General features: G+C 73.0%; 16 protein-coding genes. 14 read left to right on the forward strand and 2 right to left on the reverse strand.

Features of this window, described 5'->3' with window-relative positions:
- Window positions 1-40: 40 nt before the first annotated feature.
- Window positions 41-1,318 carry a LysM peptidoglycan-binding domain-containing protein gene (locus tag ACMT9T_RS00555; RefSeq protein WP_414743778.1) on the reverse strand — a complete coding sequence of 426 codons (1,278 nt, stop codon included), beginning with the start codon at window positions 1,316-1,318 and terminating at the stop codon, window positions 41-43.
- A 213-nt stretch (window positions 1,319-1,531) separates the two neighbouring features.
- Between ACMT9T_RS00555 and ACMT9T_RS00560 the strand changes: the two genes are divergently transcribed.
- On the forward strand, window positions 1,532-1,873 hold the full coding sequence (locus ACMT9T_RS00560) for an Rv2175c family DNA-binding protein (protein WP_414743779.1): 342 nt from the start codon (window positions 1,532-1,534) through the stop codon (window positions 1,871-1,873).
- 55 nt (window positions 1,874-1,928) lie between these two features.
- Here ACMT9T_RS00560 and ACMT9T_RS00565 read toward each other — a convergent pair whose 3' ends face one another.
- Window positions 1,929-3,050, reverse strand: a complete 1,122-nt coding sequence (locus ACMT9T_RS00565) for a polyprenyl synthetase family protein (RefSeq protein ID WP_414743780.1) — start codon at window positions 3,048-3,050, stop codon at window positions 1,929-1,931.
- A gap of 77 nt (window positions 3,051-3,127) precedes the next feature.
- Between ACMT9T_RS00565 and ACMT9T_RS00570 the strand changes: the two genes are divergently transcribed.
- From ACMT9T_RS00570 to ACMT9T_RS00630, 13 genes are all read left to right on the forward strand, one after another.
- Complete coding sequence (locus ACMT9T_RS00570; RefSeq protein WP_414743781.1) at window positions 3,128-3,523, forward strand: SCO2097 family morphological protein; 396 nt, start codon at window positions 3,128-3,130, stop codon at window positions 3,521-3,523.
- 339 nt (window positions 3,524-3,862) lie between these two features.
- The gene (gene mraZ, locus ACMT9T_RS00575; RefSeq protein WP_094116079.1) at window positions 3,863-4,294 is read left to right on the forward strand and encodes a division/cell wall cluster transcriptional repressor MraZ; all 432 of its coding nucleotides are present in this window, start codon (window positions 3,863-3,865) and stop codon (window positions 4,292-4,294) included.
- Window positions 4,295-4,397: 103 nt separating this feature from the next.
- Window positions 4,398-5,354 (forward strand): 16S rRNA (cytosine(1402)-N(4))-methyltransferase RsmH, encoded by a 957-nt coding sequence (rsmH, locus tag ACMT9T_RS00580; RefSeq protein WP_116055648.1) that lies wholly within the window; start codon window positions 4,398-4,400, stop codon window positions 5,352-5,354.
- On the forward strand, window positions 5,351-6,025 hold the full coding sequence (ftsL, locus tag ACMT9T_RS00585; protein WP_414743782.1) for a cell division protein FtsL: 675 nt from the start codon (window positions 5,351-5,353) through the stop codon (window positions 6,023-6,025). Before rsmH ends, ftsL begins: the two co-directional genes overlap by 4 nt.
- A 91-nt stretch (window positions 6,026-6,116) precedes the next feature.
- Window positions 6,117-7,898: a peptidoglycan D,D-transpeptidase FtsI family protein gene (locus ACMT9T_RS00590; RefSeq protein ID WP_414743783.1), complete on the forward strand. Its 1,782-nt coding sequence runs from the start codon at window positions 6,117-6,119 to the stop codon at window positions 7,896-7,898.
- A 12-nt stretch (window positions 7,899-7,910) separates the two neighbouring features.
- A complete protein-coding gene (locus ACMT9T_RS00595; protein ID WP_414743784.1) occupies window positions 7,911-9,455 on the forward strand; it encodes a Mur ligase family protein in 1,545 nt (514 codons plus the stop codon).
- Between the two features lies 1 nt (window position 9,456).
- Window positions 9,457-10,866, forward strand: coding sequence for a UDP-N-acetylmuramoyl-tripeptide--D-alanyl-D-alanine ligase (locus tag ACMT9T_RS00600; protein WP_414743785.1), 1,410 nt, complete (start codon window positions 9,457-9,459; stop codon window positions 10,864-10,866).
- On the forward strand, window positions 10,860-11,969 hold the full coding sequence (gene mraY, locus ACMT9T_RS00605) for a phospho-N-acetylmuramoyl-pentapeptide-transferase (protein WP_116055643.1): 1,110 nt from the start codon (window positions 10,860-10,862) through the stop codon (window positions 11,967-11,969). Before ACMT9T_RS00600 ends, mraY begins: the two co-directional genes overlap by 7 nt.
- Before the next feature lie 2 nt (window positions 11,970-11,971).
- On the forward strand, window positions 11,972-13,516 hold the full coding sequence (murD, locus tag ACMT9T_RS00610) for a UDP-N-acetylmuramoyl-L-alanine--D-glutamate ligase (protein ID WP_414743786.1): 1,545 nt from the start codon (window positions 11,972-11,974) through the stop codon (window positions 13,514-13,516).
- On the forward strand, window positions 13,473-14,762 hold the full coding sequence (ftsW, locus tag ACMT9T_RS00615) for a putative lipid II flippase FtsW (RefSeq protein ID WP_414743787.1): 1,290 nt from the start codon (window positions 13,473-13,475) through the stop codon (window positions 14,760-14,762). Before murD ends, ftsW begins: the two co-directional genes overlap by 44 nt.
- The gene (gene murG / locus ACMT9T_RS00620) at window positions 14,759-15,859 is read left to right on the forward strand and encodes an undecaprenyldiphospho-muramoylpentapeptide beta-N-acetylglucosaminyltransferase (RefSeq protein WP_414743788.1); all 1,101 of its coding nucleotides are present in this window, start codon (window positions 14,759-14,761) and stop codon (window positions 15,857-15,859) included. The genes ftsW and murG overlap by 4 nt, the downstream gene beginning before the upstream one ends.
- A gap of 42 nt (window positions 15,860-15,901) precedes the next feature.
- Window positions 15,902-17,332 (forward strand): UDP-N-acetylmuramate--L-alanine ligase, encoded by a 1,431-nt coding sequence (gene murC, locus ACMT9T_RS00625; RefSeq protein WP_414743789.1) that lies wholly within the window; start codon window positions 15,902-15,904, stop codon window positions 17,330-17,332.
- A gap of 242 nt (window positions 17,333-17,574) precedes the next feature.
- Window positions 17,575-18,717, forward strand: a complete 1,143-nt coding sequence (locus ACMT9T_RS00630) for a cell division protein FtsQ/DivIB (protein ID WP_414743790.1) — start codon at window positions 17,575-17,577, stop codon at window positions 18,715-18,717.
- Window positions 18,718-18,736: the final 19 nt, after the last annotated feature.

The raw sequence follows: 18,736 nt of genomic DNA on the forward strand, positions 1-18,736 counted from the left end.
CACCGGTGCGCCGCCGCGCGGTCGCGCACGCGGATGGGCGTCAGCCGATCTCGTCGAGCCACGCCCAGGCGGACGCCTCCCACTTGGCGTACGCGTCCGGGTAGGCCGAGTACTGCACGGCCTGCGCCGCCTGCGTGACGGTCATCGACTTCCAGCCCGGGATGTCGAGGAGGCCGCGCGTGGCACCGGGGTTCGGGTTGACGCTGCCGCCGAAGAACGCGCGGGACGCGTAGACCGGGTCGTTGAGGTCGCCCGGCTGGCCCCAGCCCTGGCTCGGACGCTGCTGGAACAGGCCGATCGAGTCGCGGTCGCCCCAGTCGAGGTTGCGGAGGGTGGACTCCTGCGCCGCCGTCGCGAGCGCGATGACCAGGCCGTAGTCGCTCACGCCGGCGGAGCGGCCGACCTGCACGATGACGCGCGCGTTGCGGCGCATCTCGTCGGTCATGATCGTCGTGCCGTTCAACGACGCGACCTGCACCACGGAGGTGGACGCGTTCGGGATGGTCAGCTTGCTGCCCGCGTAGATGATGCTCGACCAGTTGAGGCCGTTCGCGTTCAGGAGGTCCTGGACCGTGACGCCGGACTCCTGGGCGATGCTGTGGAGCGTGTCGCCGGTCTCGATCGTGTACGTGCCGGACAGGCCCTGCTTCGCGGCGGGGGAGGCGCTGGCGGGGGCGGCGGGCGCGGCCGGGGCGGCCGAGGCGCTCGCACCCGGGATCGTCAGCTTGTTGCCCGGGAAGATCGTGCTGGTCGCCTGGAGGCCGTTCGCCTGCAGCACGGACGAGGCGGAGACGCCGTGCTTGCCGGCGATGCCGGAGACCGTGTCGCCCGCGACGACCGTGTAGCTCGCTCCGGACCCCGTCGACGCGGCGGCGGGAGCGGAGGTCGACGCGGCGCCGGATCCCCCGAGCGTCAGCGTCTGCCCGGGGAAGATGGTCGTCTTCCAGCCGAGCCCGTTCTGCGCGAGCACCGAGGCGGTGGAGATGCCGAAGCGGCCGGCGATGGCGGAGACCGTGTCGCCCTGCTCGACCACGTACGTCGCGGGTGCGGCGACGGTGGGAGCAGCGGCCGGGGTGACGGTGGGGGCGGCGACGCGGGGGAGCTTGGTCTGGGTGGGGCCCGACTTGGCCTTCGGCACCCGCTTGACGGGAGCGGCCTCGGCCGGCGTGGCCATGCCGAGGCTCACCGCGAGCGATCCGACCAGCACGATCGGCATGGTCGCGAGGAGCGCCTTGGAGCGGCGTGAGGCCGAGCGTCCGGTGGAGGCGTCCGAGGACCGGCTGGGGTCGCGAGGAGGGGTGGGTTCGGTCATGGGCATGTTGGTCTACTCCGGCCGTCGTGCTCGATTCCCTGATGCAGGTGTTCCACGTTAACACGCAGGGGGAGTGGAGCGCACATAAGTGACGGATGTGACTGGAGTGAACAGCGACACGCGCATTCGGCGGATAGGCGGCTGGATCCGTCCCGTCATGGCCTCGCGGCGCGGGTGCCGGGTCCCGTCGGCACCTCGGGACGTGCCAGCATGTGAGACGTGAACGAGCCCTATGCCGACCGTGAGTGGTTGACCGTCCCCGATCTCGTCGACCTCCTGGGTCTCACCGTCAGCCGCGTGCGACGCCTCATCGAGGACCGGCGCCTGCTGGCCGTGCGCCTCGACGGCGTGCTCAAGGTGCCGGCCGTGTTCCTGCGCGATGGCGAGCCGCTGTCGGAGCTCCGCGGCACGATCATCGTGCTCGGCGACAACGGGTTCACCGACGAGGAGGCCATGGAGTGGCTCCTCACGGAGGAGCCGAGCCTCGGCGCGGCACCGGTCGACGCGCTGCTCGCCGGACGCAAGGCCGAGGTGCGACGCGTCGCCCAGGCGAGCGCCTGACGCGTCCTTCCCTCGGTCGCGGGCTGGCGCGGGCCGGACCCGCGAACGACCCGGATCAGGTGACGCGGCGCGTGACGCCGTCGACGAGGAGCTCGAGCTGGTTGCGGGCACGTGCGCCGATCGGCGCCTCGCGCAGGGCCGTGAGCGACTCCCGCACATGGCGGGCGATCATCCCCTCGACCTCGTCGAGGGCGCCGCTCTCGCGCAGGATGGACTGGAGCGCGCGGATCTGCTCGTCGTCGAGGTCCGGGTCGCCGAGCAGCGCGTCGACCGTGCGCCGCACGCCGTCGGGCAGGCGCCGCCGGGCGAGCGCGATGAGCACGGTGCGCTTCCCCTCGCGGAGGTCGTCGCCGCTGGGCTTGCCCGTGACGGCGCTGTCCCCGAACACCCCCAGGACGTCGTCGCGCAGCTGGAACGCGATGCCGAGCGGCAGCCCCACGGCCCGGAGCGCAGCGATCTGCTCGGCGGACGCGCCCGCGAGGCTCGCGCCGACGACGAGCGGTGCCTCGATGCTGTACTTCGCCGACTTGTAGACGATCACGTTGTGGGCGCGCGCGAGGGTGTCGTCCTCCGGGACCGTGGGCCACGCCACCTCCTCGAGCACGTCGAGGTACTGCCCGAGCGTCACCTGGGTGCGCATGGTCGCGAGCTCGGCGCGGGCGGCGCGCGCCGCGGACCCGTCCGCGAGGGCCAGGAGCGAGTCGATGAGGAGCTCGTCGCTCCAGCCGAGGAGCAGGTCGCCCAGCAGGATGGCGCCGGCCTCGCCGAAGCCCGCCGAGGAGCCGCCCCATCCGCTCGCCGCGTGCAGCTGCTCGAGGCGGCGGTGGGCGGCTGGCCGGCCGCGCCGGGTGTCGGAGCGGTCGATGATGTCGTCGTGGACGAGCGCCGCGGCGTGGAAGATCTCGAGCCCCGCCGCGACCCCGACGACTGCGCGGTAGCCCGGCCGCTCCTCGCCCTGCGGGCGTCCGGCGGGGGAGGCCTCGAGGTCGATGACCGAACGCCAGCCCCAGTAGCAGAACTGGGCGCGGAACCGCTTCCCGCCTCTCAGCAGATCCGAGGAGAACTCGTGGAGGGGCACAAGATCCGGGCTGATGTCCCGGAGTCCCGCCGCCTGCGTCGTCAGGAAGTCGTCGAGGCGGGTCTGGACGTGGCTGACGAGGCGGTCGCTTTCGGGCACCCGCCTAGCCTAGCCAGGGGCAGGGAGCTAGAATCCACAGGTGAACACCAACGCGTCGTCCCGAGCCTGAGGGGAACATGATGCCGCTTTCCGAGCAAGAGCAGCGCCTGCTGGAGGAGATGGAGCGAAGCCTCTATCACAACGACGCAGACTTCGTGGCGACCGTCAGCGGTCGCCGCAGCAGACCGAACTACACCATGGTCGTCGTCGGGGTGCTGGTCATCGTGCTCGGCATCGCCGCCCTCGCCGCCGGCGTCATCACGAAGCTGGCCGTCATCGGCATCCTCGGCTTCGCGATCATGATCGTGGGCGCGCTCCTCATCTTCAGCCCGCGTGGCACCGTGGCCGACGCGTCCGCACCGAGCGCTCCGCGTGCTCCGGGACGCGGGACCGGGAAGCGACCGAACTCGTCGTCCTCCTTCATGGACCGCATCAACGAGCGGTGGGAGAAGCGCCAGGGCGGTCAGGACTGACCACCGGCTGAGGCGGCCCTCCACCGCCCTCCACTCGACCCGAAGGGGCCGATCCCGAACCGGGATCGGCCCCTTGCGTCGTCTCCGCCAGCGCTCCCCATCCCTCCCCGGCGCCCTCCGCGCGATCCCCTGATCGCCCGGAGGGCGCTTCTGCGTGCCCACGGCGCGCCGGTGGTCGTGATCCCCTCCACATCCCTCCCCGCGTGTCAGGCCGCGCAGACACAGGGATCCGCCGCCGTGCACCGCGAATTCACGCGCGCCTCCTAGCGGTGGGTGGAGGGCTGTGGAGTAAAGTGGAGCAAGTCCTGAACCACGGCCGGAGAGACAGGGGGTGTCGGTGTGTTCCTCGGCACCCACTCGCCTCGTCTCGACGACAAGGGGCGGCTCATCCTCCCCGCGAAGTACCGCGACGAGCTCGAGGGCGGCGTCGTCATGACGCGCGGCCAGGACCGCTGCATCTACGTGTTCACGACGCGCGAGTTCGAGGAGCTGCACGACCGCATGCGGCAGGCGCCGCTCGCGAGCAAGCAGGCCCGCGACTACATGCGCGTCTTCCTGTCCGGGGCGAACGCCGAGACGCCGGACAAGCAGCACCGCATCACCATCCCGCAGGCGCTCCGCACCTACGCGGGACTCGACCGCGAGCTCGCGGTCATCGGCGCGGGCAGCCGCGTCGAGATCTGGGACGCCGGCACGTGGGACGAGTACCTCACCGCCAACGAGAGCGCGTTCGCCGACACCGCGGAGGAGGTGATCCCCGGACTGTTCTGACCCCGGCCCCTGACTCCCAGCCGTCCGACGCCCTGCCGCACTTCCCCGGTGGCAGGTCGGGACGGATGGGGATCAGGAGCCGCGGACAGGACATCGGGTCGCCATGGCCATCGACGACATCCACACCCCCGTCCTCCTCGAGCGGTGCCTCGAGCTGCTCGCCCCCGCTCTCCAGGGCGAGGGCGCCGTGCTGGTCGACGCCACCCTCGGGATGGCCGGCCACTCGGAGGCGTTCCTCGACGCGCTGCCCGGGCTCCGCCTCGTCGGGCTGGACCGCGATCCCGACGCCCTCGCCATCGCGGGGGAGCGCCTCGCGCGCTTCGGTGACCGGGTGCACCTCGTGCACACCGTCTACGACGGCATCGGGCGCGCGCTCGACGGGCTGGGCATCGGCGAGGTCCAGGGCGTGTTCTTCGACCTCGGCGTCTCGTCGCTCCAGCTCGACCGGGTCGAGCGCGGCTTCTCCTACTCGCAGGACGCGCCGCTCGACATGCGCATGGACGGGACCGCCGGCCTCACCGCCGCGCAGGTCGTCGCGGAGTACGACGAGATGGAGCTCCGCCGGATCTTCTACGACTACGGCGAGGAGAAGCTCGCCCCGCGCTACGCCAGCCGCATCGTGCAGGCACGCGAGGTCGAGCCCATCACCACGTCGGCGCGGCTGGTGGAGATCATCCAGCAGGCGACGCCCGCCGCCGTGCAGCGGGCCGGGCACCCGGCCAAGCGCGTGTTCCAGGCGCTGCGCATCGAGGTCAACCAGGAGCTGAGCGTGCTCGCGCGCGCCATGCCCGCCGCGATCGACCGGCTCGCGGTCGGCGGCCGCGTGGTCGTCGAGTCCTACCAGTCGCTCGAGGACCGCATCGTGAAGCGCGAGCTGCGCGCCCGATCCACCAGCACCGCGCCCGTCGGGCTCCCCGTCGAGCTGCCCGAGCACCGTCCCGAGCTGAAGCTCCTCGTCCGGGGCGCCGAGCTCGCGGACCAGCACGAGATCGCCCAGAACCCCCGCGCCGCATCCGTCCGGTTGCGCGCCGCCGAACGAGCCAGGAGGCGACACGCATGACCGATGCAGCACGCGCGACCGCGCGTCCCCGGATCCGGCCGTCCGCCGAGCCCGCGACCCGCCACATCGAGGTCGTCGCCACGCGCGGCCAGCGTCGCGCGCGTCCGCGCACCGTCTACGCGCTCATCGTCGTCGGCGGGCTGTTCGCCGTGCTCCTCGCGCAGCTCCTGCTCTCGATCGGGCTGTCGGACGGCGCCTACGCGATCCAGTCCCTCCAGCAGCAGCAGAGGGAGCTCGACCGCACCCACCAGTCGCTGACCGAGGACGTCGACCGGCTGTCGTCGCCGCAGAACCTGGCGCGCAACGCCCAGGCGCTCGGCATGGTCGCCAGCGCGTCGCCCTCCTTCCTCTCGCTCGACGGCACCATCCAGGGCACACCCCAGGCGAAGGACGGCGCGACCACGGCGCTCACCGCCGACACCCTCATCGGCAACTCGCTCCTCACGGGCGTGCCCCTGACCGTGGAGAGCGACCCGGCGAAGCGCGCGGCGGCCCTCGAGGCGGCGACGGCGCAGGACGGCGCGGCGACGACCGACCCCGGATCCGCGATCCCCGGCTCGGCCGAGGCCGCCGGCGGCGTGACCGCCGGCACCCCGAGCGCGCCTCCCGCGTCCGGCGCGGCCTCCGGGCTAGCGTCGGCCACGTCGATCCCGACCCCCCAGACCCGCTGACCGCGCTCCCCGTGACGGGGACGCGACCGCCGCACGACACCGCTCCCACGGAGCACCGCACCGCCCCGCAGGCACCGAGAGGAATCCCCGAGTGACCACGATCTCGAACCGACGGCGCATCGCCTTCTCGCTCATCGCGATCCTCGCCGTCATCGGGGTGTTCGTCGTCAAGCTGATCGACATCCAGGTCGTGCAGGCGACCGAGCTCAACGAGGCGGCCCTCGGCAAGCGGGCGATCTCGCAGACCCTCCCGGGCGTGCGCGGCAGCATCTACGACGCGCAGGGGAAGGTCCTCGCGGACAGCGTCCTGCGCTACGACGTGACGATGGACCCGTCGAAGGCCGGCGACTTCACCCGCACGGTGACCGGCGACGACGGCAAGCCCGCGAAGCAGGACGTCTCGCTCGCGGAGGCGGAGTCGCAGCTGGGCGCCATCACGGGGCAGAAGCCCGAGGAGATCGACGGGCTCATCAAGGGGGCGCTCGGCAAGGACTCGAAGTCGCTGTTCGCCTACGTGACCAAGGGCGTCGACGTGGACGCCTACCTCGCCATCCGCGACCTCAAGATCCCGTGGATCTACTTCCAGGCCGTGTCGAGCCGGACGTACCCGAACGGGCAGATCGCGGGCAGCATCCTCGGCTACATCGCGGGCGACGGGAAGGTCAAGGCCGGACTCGAGCAGAAGTACGACTCGTGCCTCGCCGCGCAGGACGGCGCGCAGACGTATGAGCGGGGCGCCGACGGCGTCCCGATCGCGGGCAGCACCGTCACGCAGCAGAAGGCGGTGGACGGCAGCGACGTGATGACCAACATCGACACCGACCTCGAGTACTTCGCGCAGACCGCGGTGGCCGAGCAGGCCGTCAAGGTCGGAGCCGACTACGGGCACGCGACGATCGTCGAGGTGAAGACCGGCAAGGTCCTCGCGGTCGCCGAGTACCCGTCCGTCGACCCCAACGACGTGTCCGCCACGAAGCCCGAGGACCGGGGGACCCGCGCCTTCAGCTTGCCCTTCGAGCCGGGATCCACGCTCAAGGCGGTGACCGCCGCGGCGCTCGTGGACTCCGGCAAGGCCGATGCGGGCACGCGCGTGGTGGCGCCGTACACGTTCACGCGTCCGAACGTGAAGCTCAGCGACAGCTACGTCCACCCGGACCTCCGCTTCACGCTCGCGGGCGTGCTCATGGACTCCTCGAACACGGGCATCTCGACGCTCGGCGAGCGCCTCCCGGCTTCGGACCGCTACGACTACCTCAAGGCCTTCGGCGTCGGTGAGAAGACCGCCATCGACTTCCCCGGCGAGAGCAGCGGCCTCGTCCGCCCGTGGCAGGAGTGGGACCCGCAGACCAACTACGCGACCATGTTCGGCCAGGGCCTCACCACCACGGCGCTGCAGGTCGCGAGCATCTACCAGACCATCGGCAACCACGGCGTGAAGCTGCCGCTGTCGCTCGTCTCCGGCTGCAAGGCCGCCGACGGCACCGTGACGGACCAGCCGGACACCACGGGCACGCAGGTCATCTCGCCCCAGGCGGCGGACTCGACCGTCAACATGCTCGAGACGGTCGTGACCGACGGCCACCTCTCCAAGGACCTCACGATCCCGGGCTACCGCGTCGCCGCGAAGTCCGGCACCGCGCAGGTGGCGGAGGCCGACGGCAAGTACGGCAAGAACTACCTGGTGTCGATCGCGGGGCTCGCGCCGGCCGAGGACCCCCAGTACGTCGTGTCGATCAGCCTGGCCAATCCGGATACCATGAAGTCCTCGGCGGCCGCGGCGCCGGTCTTCCAGAAGATCATGTCCCAGGTCCTGAAGACCTACCGGGTCCCGCCCTCCAGCGTGCCGTCCCCGAACCTCCCGACGACCTACTGAGAGATGAGGGCGATGACCTCCCCTGCCACTCCCGCCCTCCGCCCCGAGCATCCCGTCGCACGGTCGCTGTCCGGCCTCGTGCGCGACTTCGCGCTCGACGTCGTCGGCGACGTGGACGACGTGGAGGTCACGGGCGTCACGCTCTCCTCGGGCGACGTGCAGCCCGGCGACCTCTACGTGGGCCTCCGCGGCGCGCGCGCGCACGGCGCGCGCTTCGCCGCGGACGCGGCCGCGAGCGGCGCGGTCGCGGTGCTCACCGACCCCGACGGCCTCGCCGACGCCCAGGCGTCCGGCCTGCCGGTGATCCTCACCCCCGACCCGCGGGCCGCCCTCGGCGACGTCGCCGCGTGGGTCCACCGCTCGGAGGAGAACCCGGCGACGCTCTACGGCGTCACGGGCACGAACGGCAAGACGAGCGTGGTGTACCTGCTCGACGGGCTGCTCCGCCAGCTCGGCGTGGTCACCGGCCTCACCTCCACGGCCGAGCGCCGCATCGGCGAGGAGAGCATCACGAGCCGCCTCACCACGCCCGAGGCCAGCGAGCTGCACGCGCTCCTCGCGCGCATGCGCGAGGCGGAGGTCCGCGCGGTGACGATCGAGGTCTCGGCGCAGGCGCTGTCGCGCCACCGGGTCGACGGCCTCGTGTTCGACGTGGCCGCCTTCATCAACCTGAGCCACGACCACCTCGACGACTACGCCGACTTCGAGGAGTACTTCGAGGCCAAGGCCGCGTTCTTCGACCCCGACCGCGCGCGCCGCGGCGTCGTCTCGCTCGACACCGAGTGGGGCCAGCGCATCGTCGAGGGATCCCGGATCCCCATGACCACGATCGCCTCGAAGCCCGGCGTCGAGGCCGACTGGACCGTCACGGTCCTCGAGCAGACGCCGGACTCCACGGGCTTCCGCCTCGAGGGGCCCGACAACCGCGTGCTCGTCTCCCGCGTGCCCGTGCCCGGCTGGTTCATGGCCGCGAACGCCGGGCTCGCGATCGTCATGCTCGTCGAGTCGGGCTACGACCTCGACGCGGTCGCCCACGTGCTCGACCGCGACGGCGGGATCCAGGCCTACATCCCCGGCCGCGCCGAGCGCGTGTCCGGCGAGACGGGACCCCTCTTCTTCGTCGACTACGGCCACACGCCCGACGCGTTCGAGCAGACGCTGCAGGCGCTGCGCCCGTTCACGCCCGGGAAGCTCGTGATGGTCTTCGGCGCCGATGGCGACCGCGACACCACGAAGCGCGCCGAGATGGGCGCGATCGCGGCCCGGCTCGCCGACGCCGTGGTCATCACCGACTACCACCCGCGCTACGAGGACCCGGCGTCGATCCGGGCCAGCCTCATCGCGGGTGCGCGGGCCGCGGTCCCCGACCGCGAGATCCACGAGGTGCCCGACCCCGCCACCGCGATCCGCACCGCGGTGTCGCTGGTGGGCGAGGGGGACACCATCCTCGTCGCCGGACCCGGGCACGAGGACTACCACGAGGTGGCCGGGCGCAAGATCCCGTTCTCCGCCCGTGACGACGCGCGCGCGGCTCTCCGCGACGCAGGCTGGAGCTGACATGATCGCCCTCACCCTCGCCGAGATCGCCGACGCGGTCGACGGCCGTCTGCTGCTGCGCGGCGACGCCACCCCGCAGACCGTCGTCGACGGCGCCGTCGACACCGACAGCCGCCTCATCGCGCCCGGCGGGATCTTCGTCGCCAAGCCCGGCGAGGAGACCGACGGGCACCTGTTCGCGCCGAAGGCCGTCGAGGCCGGCGCCGCGCTGCTGCTCGTCGAGCGCGAGCTCGACCTCCCCGTGCCCCAGGTGCTCGTGCCCGACGTCGTCGACGCGCTCGGCCGGCTGGCCCACGAGGTCGTCGCCCGCGTGCGCGCGCTCGGCGACCTGCGCATGGTGGCGGTCACGGGATCCAACGGCAAGACCACCACGAAGAACCTGCTGCACGCGATCCTCGCGACGCAGGGCGAGACCGTGTCGCCCGTCGCGTCGTTCAACAACGAGGTCGGCGCGCCGCTCACGATGCTCAAGGTCACGCGCACGACGCGCTTCCTCGTCGCGGAGATGGGCGCGAGCGGGCTGGGCGAGATCACGCGGCTCGTGCGCATGGCGAAGCCCGACGTGGGCATCGTCCTCACGGTGGGCCTCGCGCACGCGGGCGGCTTCGGCGGCATCGAGCAGACGCTCGTCACGAAGACCGAGATGGTCAAGGACCTCCTGCCCGAGGACACGGCCGTGCTCAACGCCGACGACCCGCGGGTGTCCTCCATGAGCGACAAGACCGAGGCGCCCGTCCTCTGGTTCGGCCGCGACGCGCGCGCCGCCGTCCGCGCGACCGACATCGTCGCGTCCGCCGCCGGCACGACCTTCACGCTGCACCTGCCCGACGGATCCACGCGTCCCGTCGCCTTCCGCGTCCTCGGCGAGCACCACGTCACGAACGCGCTGGCCGCGGCCGCGGGCGCCTGGGCGCTCGGCGTCGACGGCGACTCCATCGTCTCCGCGCTGCAGACCGTGCAGCGCGCCGAGCGCTGGCGCATGGAGGTGCTCGGCGGCAACGGCGTCACCGTCATCAACGACGCCTACAACGCGAGCCCCGACTCCATGGCGGCCGCCCTCCGCACGCTCGCGCAGATCCGCGGGCCGGAGCAGCGCACGGTCGCGGTCCTCGGCGAGATGAGCGAGCTCGGCGAGTTCTCCGAGGAGGAGCACGACCGCGTCGGCCTCCTCGCGGTGCGCCTCAACATCGGCCAGCTCGTGGTCGTCGGCCGTCCCGCGCGCCGCCTGCACCTCGAGGCCATCGCGCAGGGGTCCTGGGACGGGGAGTCGATCTTCGCCGAGGACGCCGCCGAGGCCCGCGAGATCCTCGACCGGATCCTCCGCGACGGCGACCTCGTGCTCGTCAAGTCGTCCAACTCCGCCGGGCTCCGCTTCCTCGGCGACGAGCTGGGGGAGAAGTACTCGTGGTAGCCCTCCTCGGCGCGGGCGCCATCTCGCTCGTCTTCACGCTCTTCCTCACGCCGCTGTTCATCAAGCTGTTCCACCGGCTGCAGTGGGGCCAGTTCATCCGCGACGACGGCCCGCAGTCGCATCACACCAAGCGCGGCACGGCCACCATGGGCGGCATCGTCATCATCCTGGCGAGCGTCCTCGGCTACTTCGTGGGGCACCTGCTCACGTGGGACGGGATCCGCTTCGACCCCGTGACGCCGTCGGGCCTGCTGGTCGTCTTCATGATGGTGGGCCTCGGCTTCGTCGGCTTCCTCGACGACTACCTGAAGACGCGCAAGCAGCAGTCCCTCGGGCTCGGCGGATGGCAGAAGGTCGCCGGCCAGGTACTCGTCGCCGCGGTGTTCGCGGTGCTGGCCATCACGCTGCGCGACCCGGTGTCGGGCCTCACGCCCGCGTCCACCGCCATCAGCCTGTTCCGCGACCTGCCGCTCGACTTCATGGCGCTCGGCGCGGTCATCGGCACGGCGCTGTTCATCGTCTGGATCTGCCTCATCGTCGCGAGCACCTCCAACGGCGTCAACGTGGCCGACGGGCTCGACGGCCTCGCCGCGGGCGCCTCGATCTTCTCGATCGGCTCCTACGTCATCATCGGCTTCTGGCAGTTCAACCAGTCGTGCGACAGCGTCTCCAGCTACCAGAACGAGTACCGCTGCTACGAGGTGGCGAGCCCGCTCGACCTCGCGATCATCGCGGCCTCCATCGTGGGCGCGCTCATCGGCTTCCTCTGGTGGAACACCTCGCCCGCGCAGATCTTCATGGGCGACACCGGCTCGCTCGGCCTCGGCGGCGCCCTCGCGGCCCTCGCGATCCTCAGCCGCACCGAGCTCCTGCTCGTCTTCATCGGCGGCCTGTTCGTGATCGTCGCGGGCTCGGTGATCCTGCAGCGCATCTACTTCAAGCTCACGCACGGCAAGCGGATCTTCCTCATGAGCCCGCTCCACCACCACTTCGAGCTCAAGGGCTGGGCCGAGGTGACGGTCGTCGTGCGCTTCTGGATCATCGCCGGGCTGCTGGTCGCGGCCGGCGTCGGCACCTTCTACCTGGAATGGATCACGCAGTAGAGATGACGGACGCTCCCCTCGACGACGGCGCGGCCCTCGCGCGACCCGACTCCCTGCACAGCTGGCACGACGACTGGACGGGCCTCCGGGTCGCGGTCCTCGGCCTCGGCCGCACGGGCTTCTCGGTGGCGGACACGCTGGTCGAGCTCGGCGCCGACGTGCTCGTGGTCGCGTCCGACGCGTCGCCCGAGCGGCTCGCGCTGCTCGACGTGATCGGCGGGCGCCTGGTGCGCCCCACCGAGGAGGAGCCCGTGCCCGCGGAGCTCGTCGGGTTCGCGCCCGAGCTCGTCGTCGTGTCGCCCGGCTACGCGCCGACGCACCCGCTGCCCGCGTGGGCGAGCGCGGCGGGGATCCCGCTGTGGGGCGACATCGAGCTCGCCTGGCGCGTGCGCGACAAGACGGGCACGCCCGCCGAGTGGATCACCATCACCGGCACCAACGGCAAGACCACCACCACGCAGCTCACGGCCGCGCTCCTCCAGGAGGGCGGCGTGCGCGCGGTCCCGTGCGGCAACATCGGCCTGCCCGTGCTCGACGTCGTCCGGCACCCCGACGGCTTCGACGTGCTGGTCGTGGAGCTCTCCAGCCACCAGCTGCACTACATGCGCGAGGTGCGCCCCTACTCGAGCGCGTTCCTCAACCTCGCCGACGACCACCTCGAGTGGCACGGGTCGAGGCAGGCGTACGCCGCCGCCAAGGGCCGGGTCTACGCGGACACCCGCGTCGCCTGCGTCTACAACCGCGCGGACCGCGCCACCGAGGACGCGCTCCGCGACGCCGACGTGCAGGACGGCGCGCGCGCCATCGGCTTCGGCCTCGACGCGCCGGGCCCGAGCGACCTCGGGATCGTCGACGGGATCCTCTGCGATCGCGCGTTCCTCGAGGAGCGCTTCACGAGCGCCCTGGAGCTCACGACCCTCGACGAGCTGCGTGAGGTCGGGCTGGCCGCGCCGCACATCGTCCAGAACATCCTCGCGGCCGCCGCCCTCGCGCGCTCCTACGGCGTCTCGCCGACGGTCGTCCGGCAGGCGCTCCTGCGCTTCGAGCTCGACAGCCACCGGATCGAGCGCATCGGCGAGCGCGACGGCGTCGCGTACGTCGACGACTCCAAGGCCACCAACCCGCACGCGGCCTCCGCGTCGCTCGCGGCGTTCCCCTCGGTCGTCTGGGTCGTCGGAGGGCTCCTCAAGGGCGTCGAGCTCGACGAGCTGATCCGCGCCCACGCGCGCCGGCTCCGGGCCGCGGTCGTCATCGGCGTCGAGCGCCAGGAGGTCCTCGCGGCATTCGGGCGACACGCGCCCCACGTCACCGTCCTCGAGGTGGCCGAGAGCGACACTGAGGAGGTCATGCGGACCGCGGTGCGGCTCGCGGCGGACGTGGCCCGCGAGGGCGACACCGTCCTGCTGGCCCCGGCAGCGGCATCCATGGACCAATTCACCGACTACGCCGACCGCGGGCGCCGATTCCGGGCCGCGGTCGACCACCACCTGGGAGGTGCGGCGGATGACACTGCCCCCGAGAACGACGCGGACCCCTCGCGCGGCTGACGCGCCGGGTCCCCGCGGCCCGCGCACCCCGTCCGCTCCCGCCGAGGACGCACAGGAGGGGACGCAGCGTCGCGGCCTCGCCGCCCGGATCCACCTCGGCCGCGCCTTCCACGCCGAGAGCGGCTCCTACTTCCTGCTCCTCGGCACGACGCTCTTCCTCGTGGTCTTCGGCCTCGTGATGGTGCTGTCGTCGTCGAGCATCGACTCGTTCGTCGCCGGCGGCGGCTTCTTCGGCATCTTCCTCAAGCAGGGCATGTTCGCGCTCATCGGCGTGCCGCTCATGCTGCTCGTCTCGCTGGTGCCGCCCATGTTCTGGAAGCGCTGGGCGTGGGTCCTCCTGCTCGCGGCCTCCGCCGTGCAGCTGCTCGTGTTCGGCCCCATGGGCGTGAAGGTCGGCGAGAACATCGGCTGGATCCGCATCGCCGGCACCACGTTCCAGCCCGCCGAGCTCATCAAGGTCGGCCTCGTGATCTGGCTGGCGTTCATCCTCGCGAGGAAGCGTCACCTGCTGCGCACCTGGCCGCACATCCTCATCCCCGTGCTGCCCGTCGCGGGCGGCGCCGTCGGCCTCGTCGCGCTGGGCGGCGACCTCGGCACCGTGATCATCATGGCGAGCATCGTGCTCGGCGCCCTGTTCTTCGCGGGGATCCCGATCGGCAAGCTCACGCTCATGCTCACGATCGGCTCCGTGCTGGCCGTCCTCATGACCGTCATCAGCGACAGCCGCATGCGCCGCGTCACCGAGTTCATCACCGGGCAGTGCGACTACGCGGGCGGCTGCTGGCAGTCCACGCACGGGCTCTACGCGCTGGCCGCCGGCGGGGTCTTCGGCGTCGGCCTCGGCAACTCGAAGGCCAAGTGGATGTGGCTGCCCGAGGCCGACAACGACTACATCTTCGCCATCATCGGCGAGGAGCTCGGCCTCATCGGCGCGATCGTCGTCATCCTCCTGTTCGTGGTGCTCGCCGTCGGCTTCATCCGCGTGATCCGCGCCAACACCGACACGTTCGCGCGCGTCGCCACGGGTGCCGTCATGACCTGGATCATCGTGCAGGCCTTCGTCAACATCGGCGTCGTGCTGAACCTGCTCCCGGTGCTCGGCGTGCCGTTGCCGTTCGTGTCGTCGGGAGGCTCGTCGCTCGTGACGACGCTCGTGGCGATGGGCATCGTGCTCGGCTTCGCCCGGCGTCCCACGACCGAGGAGTCGCCGGACGTCATCCCGGCCGTCATCGGGATGCGCTCGTGACCGTCTACCTGCTGGCCGGCGGCGGCACCGCGGGGCACGTGAACCCGCTCCTCGCCGTCGCCGACGAGCTGCGGGCGCGCGAGCCCGGGTCCACGATCCTCGTCCTCGGCACGCGCGAGGGCCTCGAGGCGCGCCTCGTCCCGGCGCGCGGCTACGAGCTGCTCACCATCGCGCGCCTGCCGTTCCCGCGCCGCCCGAACCGCGCCGCCGTGGCGTTCGCGCCGGCGTTCGCGCGGGCCGTGGGGCGGATCCGCCGCATGATCGCCGAGCGCGGCGTCGACGTGGTCGTCGGCTTCGGCGGGTACGCGGCCGCGCCCGCCTACCTCGCCGCGCGCCGCTCGGGCGTGCCCGTCGTCGTGCACGAGGCGAACGCGTCGCCCGGGCTCGCCAACCGGCTGGGCGCCCGCGTCGCGACCGCGGTCGGCATCACGTTCCCGGAGACCGTCCTCCCGCGCGCGCAGGTCGTCGGCATGCCCCTCCGCCGCGAGATCGCGACGCTGGACCGCGCCGCCGTCCGCGACGCCGCGCGCGCCGAGCTCGGCCTCGACGCCGACCGGCCGACCCTGCTCGTCACGGGCGGATCCACGGGCGCGCGCAGCCTCAACCGCACGGTCGTGCAGGTGGCCGAGCGGATCACGGCCACCGGCGCCCAGATCCTCCACATCGTCGGCGGCGCGCAGGAGTTCACCGACCCCGGCGTCGAGCGCTACCACGTGGTCGGCTACTCCGACCGGATGGAGCTCGCCATCGCCGCGGCCGACCTCGTCGTCTCCCGTGCCGGCGCCGGCGCGCTCTCCGAGCTCACGGCCGTCGGCGTCCCCGGGGTCTACGTGCCGTACCCGGTGGGCAACGGCGAGCAGGCCGTCAACGTCCGCGGCGTGGTCGCGGCCGGCGGCGGGATCGTCGTGGCCGACGCCGCCTTCACGCCCGACTGGGTGCTCGACCACGTGCTCCCGCTCCTGTCCGACCCGGCGGGGCTCGCGCGCATGTCGGAGGCGTCGGCGTCCGTCGGCACGCGCGACGGCGCCGCCCGCATGGCCGACCTCGTCCGCGACGCCGTCGCCGCCCGCCCGTCCCGGCCCGCGGCCCGGCGCTGACCGCCGCCCGCCCCGCTTCCCACCCTCCCGAGGAGACCGCACGTGATCGCACCCGACCTGACCATGGACATCCCGACCGAGCTCGGGCGCGTCCACTTCGTGGGCATCGGCGGGTCCGGCATGAGCGGCATCGCCCGCCTGTTCCTCGCCGCGGGCCACCGCGTCACGGGATCGGACTCGCGCGACTCCGACGCCGTCCAGGCCCTCCGGGAGCTCGGCGCGGAGATCCACGTCGGCCACGACGCCGCGCACGTCGGCGACGCCGAGGCGCTCGTCGTCACGGGCGCGCTCTGGCAGGACAACCCCGAGTACGTGCTGGCGAAGGAGCGGGGCCTCCCGATCCTGCACCGCTCGCAGGCCCTCGCCTGGCTCATCTCCGGCCAGCGCCTCGTCGCGGTCGCGGGCGCGCACGGCAAGACCACCTCCACCGGCATGATCGTCACCGCGCTCCTCGAGGCGGGCCGCGACCCGTCCTTCGTCAACGGCGGCGTGATCGGCGGCATCGGCGTCTCGAGCGCCCCCGGCTCCGAGGAGCTCTTCGTGGTGGAGGCCGACGAGTCGGACGGCTCGTTCCTCCTCTACGACACGTCGGTCGCGCTCATCACCAACGTCGACGCCGACCACCTCGACCACTACGGCTCGCACGAGGCGTTCGACGACGCCTTCGTGCGCTTCGCGTCGGCCGCCTCGGAGCTCGTCGTCATCTCGAGCGACGACCCGGGCGCGCGCCGCGTCACCGCGCGCATCGAGGGCCGCGTCGTCACGTTCGGCGAGGACCCCGCCGCCGACGTCCGGATCTCCGACATCGTCACCGACGGCCCCGTCGCGTTCACGCTCACCCACGACGGCGTCAGCCGCCGCGCCGCGCTCCGGGTGCCCGGCCGCCACAACGCGATCAACGCGGCGGGCGCCTACGCCGTGCTCGTGGGCCTCGGCGTGGATCCCGATGACGCGGTCGCGGGCCTCGCCGGCTTCTCCGGCACCGGCCGCCGCTTCGAGCTCCACGCGGAGGTCCGCGGCGTCAGCGTCTACGACGACTACGCCCACCACCCCACCGAGGTGCGCGCCGCCCTCGAGGCCGCCCGCACGGTCGTGGGGGAGGGCCGCATCATCGCGGTGCACCAGCCGCACCTCTACAGCCGCACGCAGATGATGGCGGGCGACTTCGCGCGCGTCTACGAGGAGCTCGCGGACCACACGATCGTGCTCGACGTCTTCGGCGCCCGCGAGGACCCGATCCCCGGCGTCACCGGCGCCCTCGTCTCGGAGCGCTTCGCCGACGCCGGCCGCGTGGACTACCTGCCCGACTGGCAGGAGGCCGCCGACCGCGCCGCGGAGATCGCGCGCGACGGCGACTTCATCGTGACCCTCAGCTGCGGCGACGTGTACCGGATCATCCCGCAGGTCGTCGGCGCGCTCGAGGGCACCGCCGCGTCCGACGAGCCCGCCGCGTCCCCCCGGCCCCGCGAGTGAAGCGGCCCGAGGGCTTCGACCGGCCCCGGGTCCCGCGCCAGCCGGCGCCCGGCGGTCTCGGCGAGGGCGACGCGCCCGCGACCCGTCGTCGCCGATCCCGCCCCGCCGTCCCACCCGACGCGGCACCCGCCGCGGGCGCAGGCACCGGCACCGGCGCCGGCGCCGCTCGCCCGGGCGCGGGCGCGCCGCCGCGTCCGAGCACGCCGCGCCCCGTCTCCCCACGCCCGGCCGCGTCCCGTCCCGTGACCCCGCCGCCGGCTCCGAGCACGGGGGCGGGCGCACCCGCGTCCGGACGCACCCCCCAGGCCCCGACGCAGCCCCCGCGCCCGCGCGCCGACTGGCGCGACGACGACGAGCCCGACACCGAGCCGATCGTCCTCCCGCACCTCGCGCAGGCGCCCGTGCAGGCCCCGCCCGCGCCGACCACCGGCCGCGAGCCCGCCGCCGGTCGCGCGGGCGGGCTCGTCGGACGGCTCGGCTCCCGGGCCCGCGGGGCGGCGTCGGCCGCGTCCGCGGCGGCGTCCGCCCCGAAGCCCGGTCGACGCGCCCGGGCCGAGGGCGGATCCGAGCCCGCTCCGCGCGCGCACCGTCCCGCCCGCCCCGCGAGCGCGGCCACCGGCGACGCCGAAGCGCGCCGCCAGCTCCGTCGCGCGCGCCGCGAGCGGCAGCGCTACGAGCGCCAGGAGGTCCGCCGCTTCACGCAGCGCGCCCGACGTCGACGGGCCGGCCTCCTCGGCACGCTCGGCGCGTTCCTCGTGCTCGCGATCGTCGTGGGCATCGCGGTCTACTCGCCCCTGCTCGCGCTGCGCACCGTCGAGGTGGAGGGCGCCGACCGCGTGTCGCCGTCGAGCATCGAGGCCGCGCTGTCCGACCAGGTCGGCACGCCGCTGCCGCTCGTGGACCTCGACCGCGTGGGCGACGAGCTCCGCGCGTTCCCCCTCATCCGCAGCTACAGCACCGAGAGCCGTCCGCCGTCGACGCTCGTGATCCGCATCGTCGAGCGCACGCCCGTCGCCGTGATCCAGTCGGGCGCGGGCTTCGACCTCGTGGATCCCGCGGGCGTCACCATCGAGCGCGCCACGGCGCGCCCCGACGGCTACCCGCTCATCGACCTGCCGAGCGCCGACTTCTCGTCCCCGCGCTTCAAGGCCGCCGCCGCCGTGCTGGTGGCGCTGCCGACGGACTTCCTGCCGCAGGTCGACGGCATCCAGGCGAGGACGACCGACGACGTGATGCTCACCCTGCGCACCGGCAAGAAGGTGCTGTGGGGGAGCGGCGAGCGCTCGGCCGACAAGGCGCAGGTGCTCCAGGCGCTCGTGAAGGCGCGCGGCGACGTCGGCTCGTACGACGTCTCGGCGCCCGACGCGCCCGTCGCCGGCCCCTGATCCCGGGCGGCCTTCGCGA

It is taken from the genome of Clavibacter vidaverae (assembly GCF_047529985.1).
Taxonomy (GTDB): domain Bacteria; phylum Actinomycetota; class Actinomycetes; order Actinomycetales; family Microbacteriaceae; genus Clavibacter; species Clavibacter nebraskensis_A.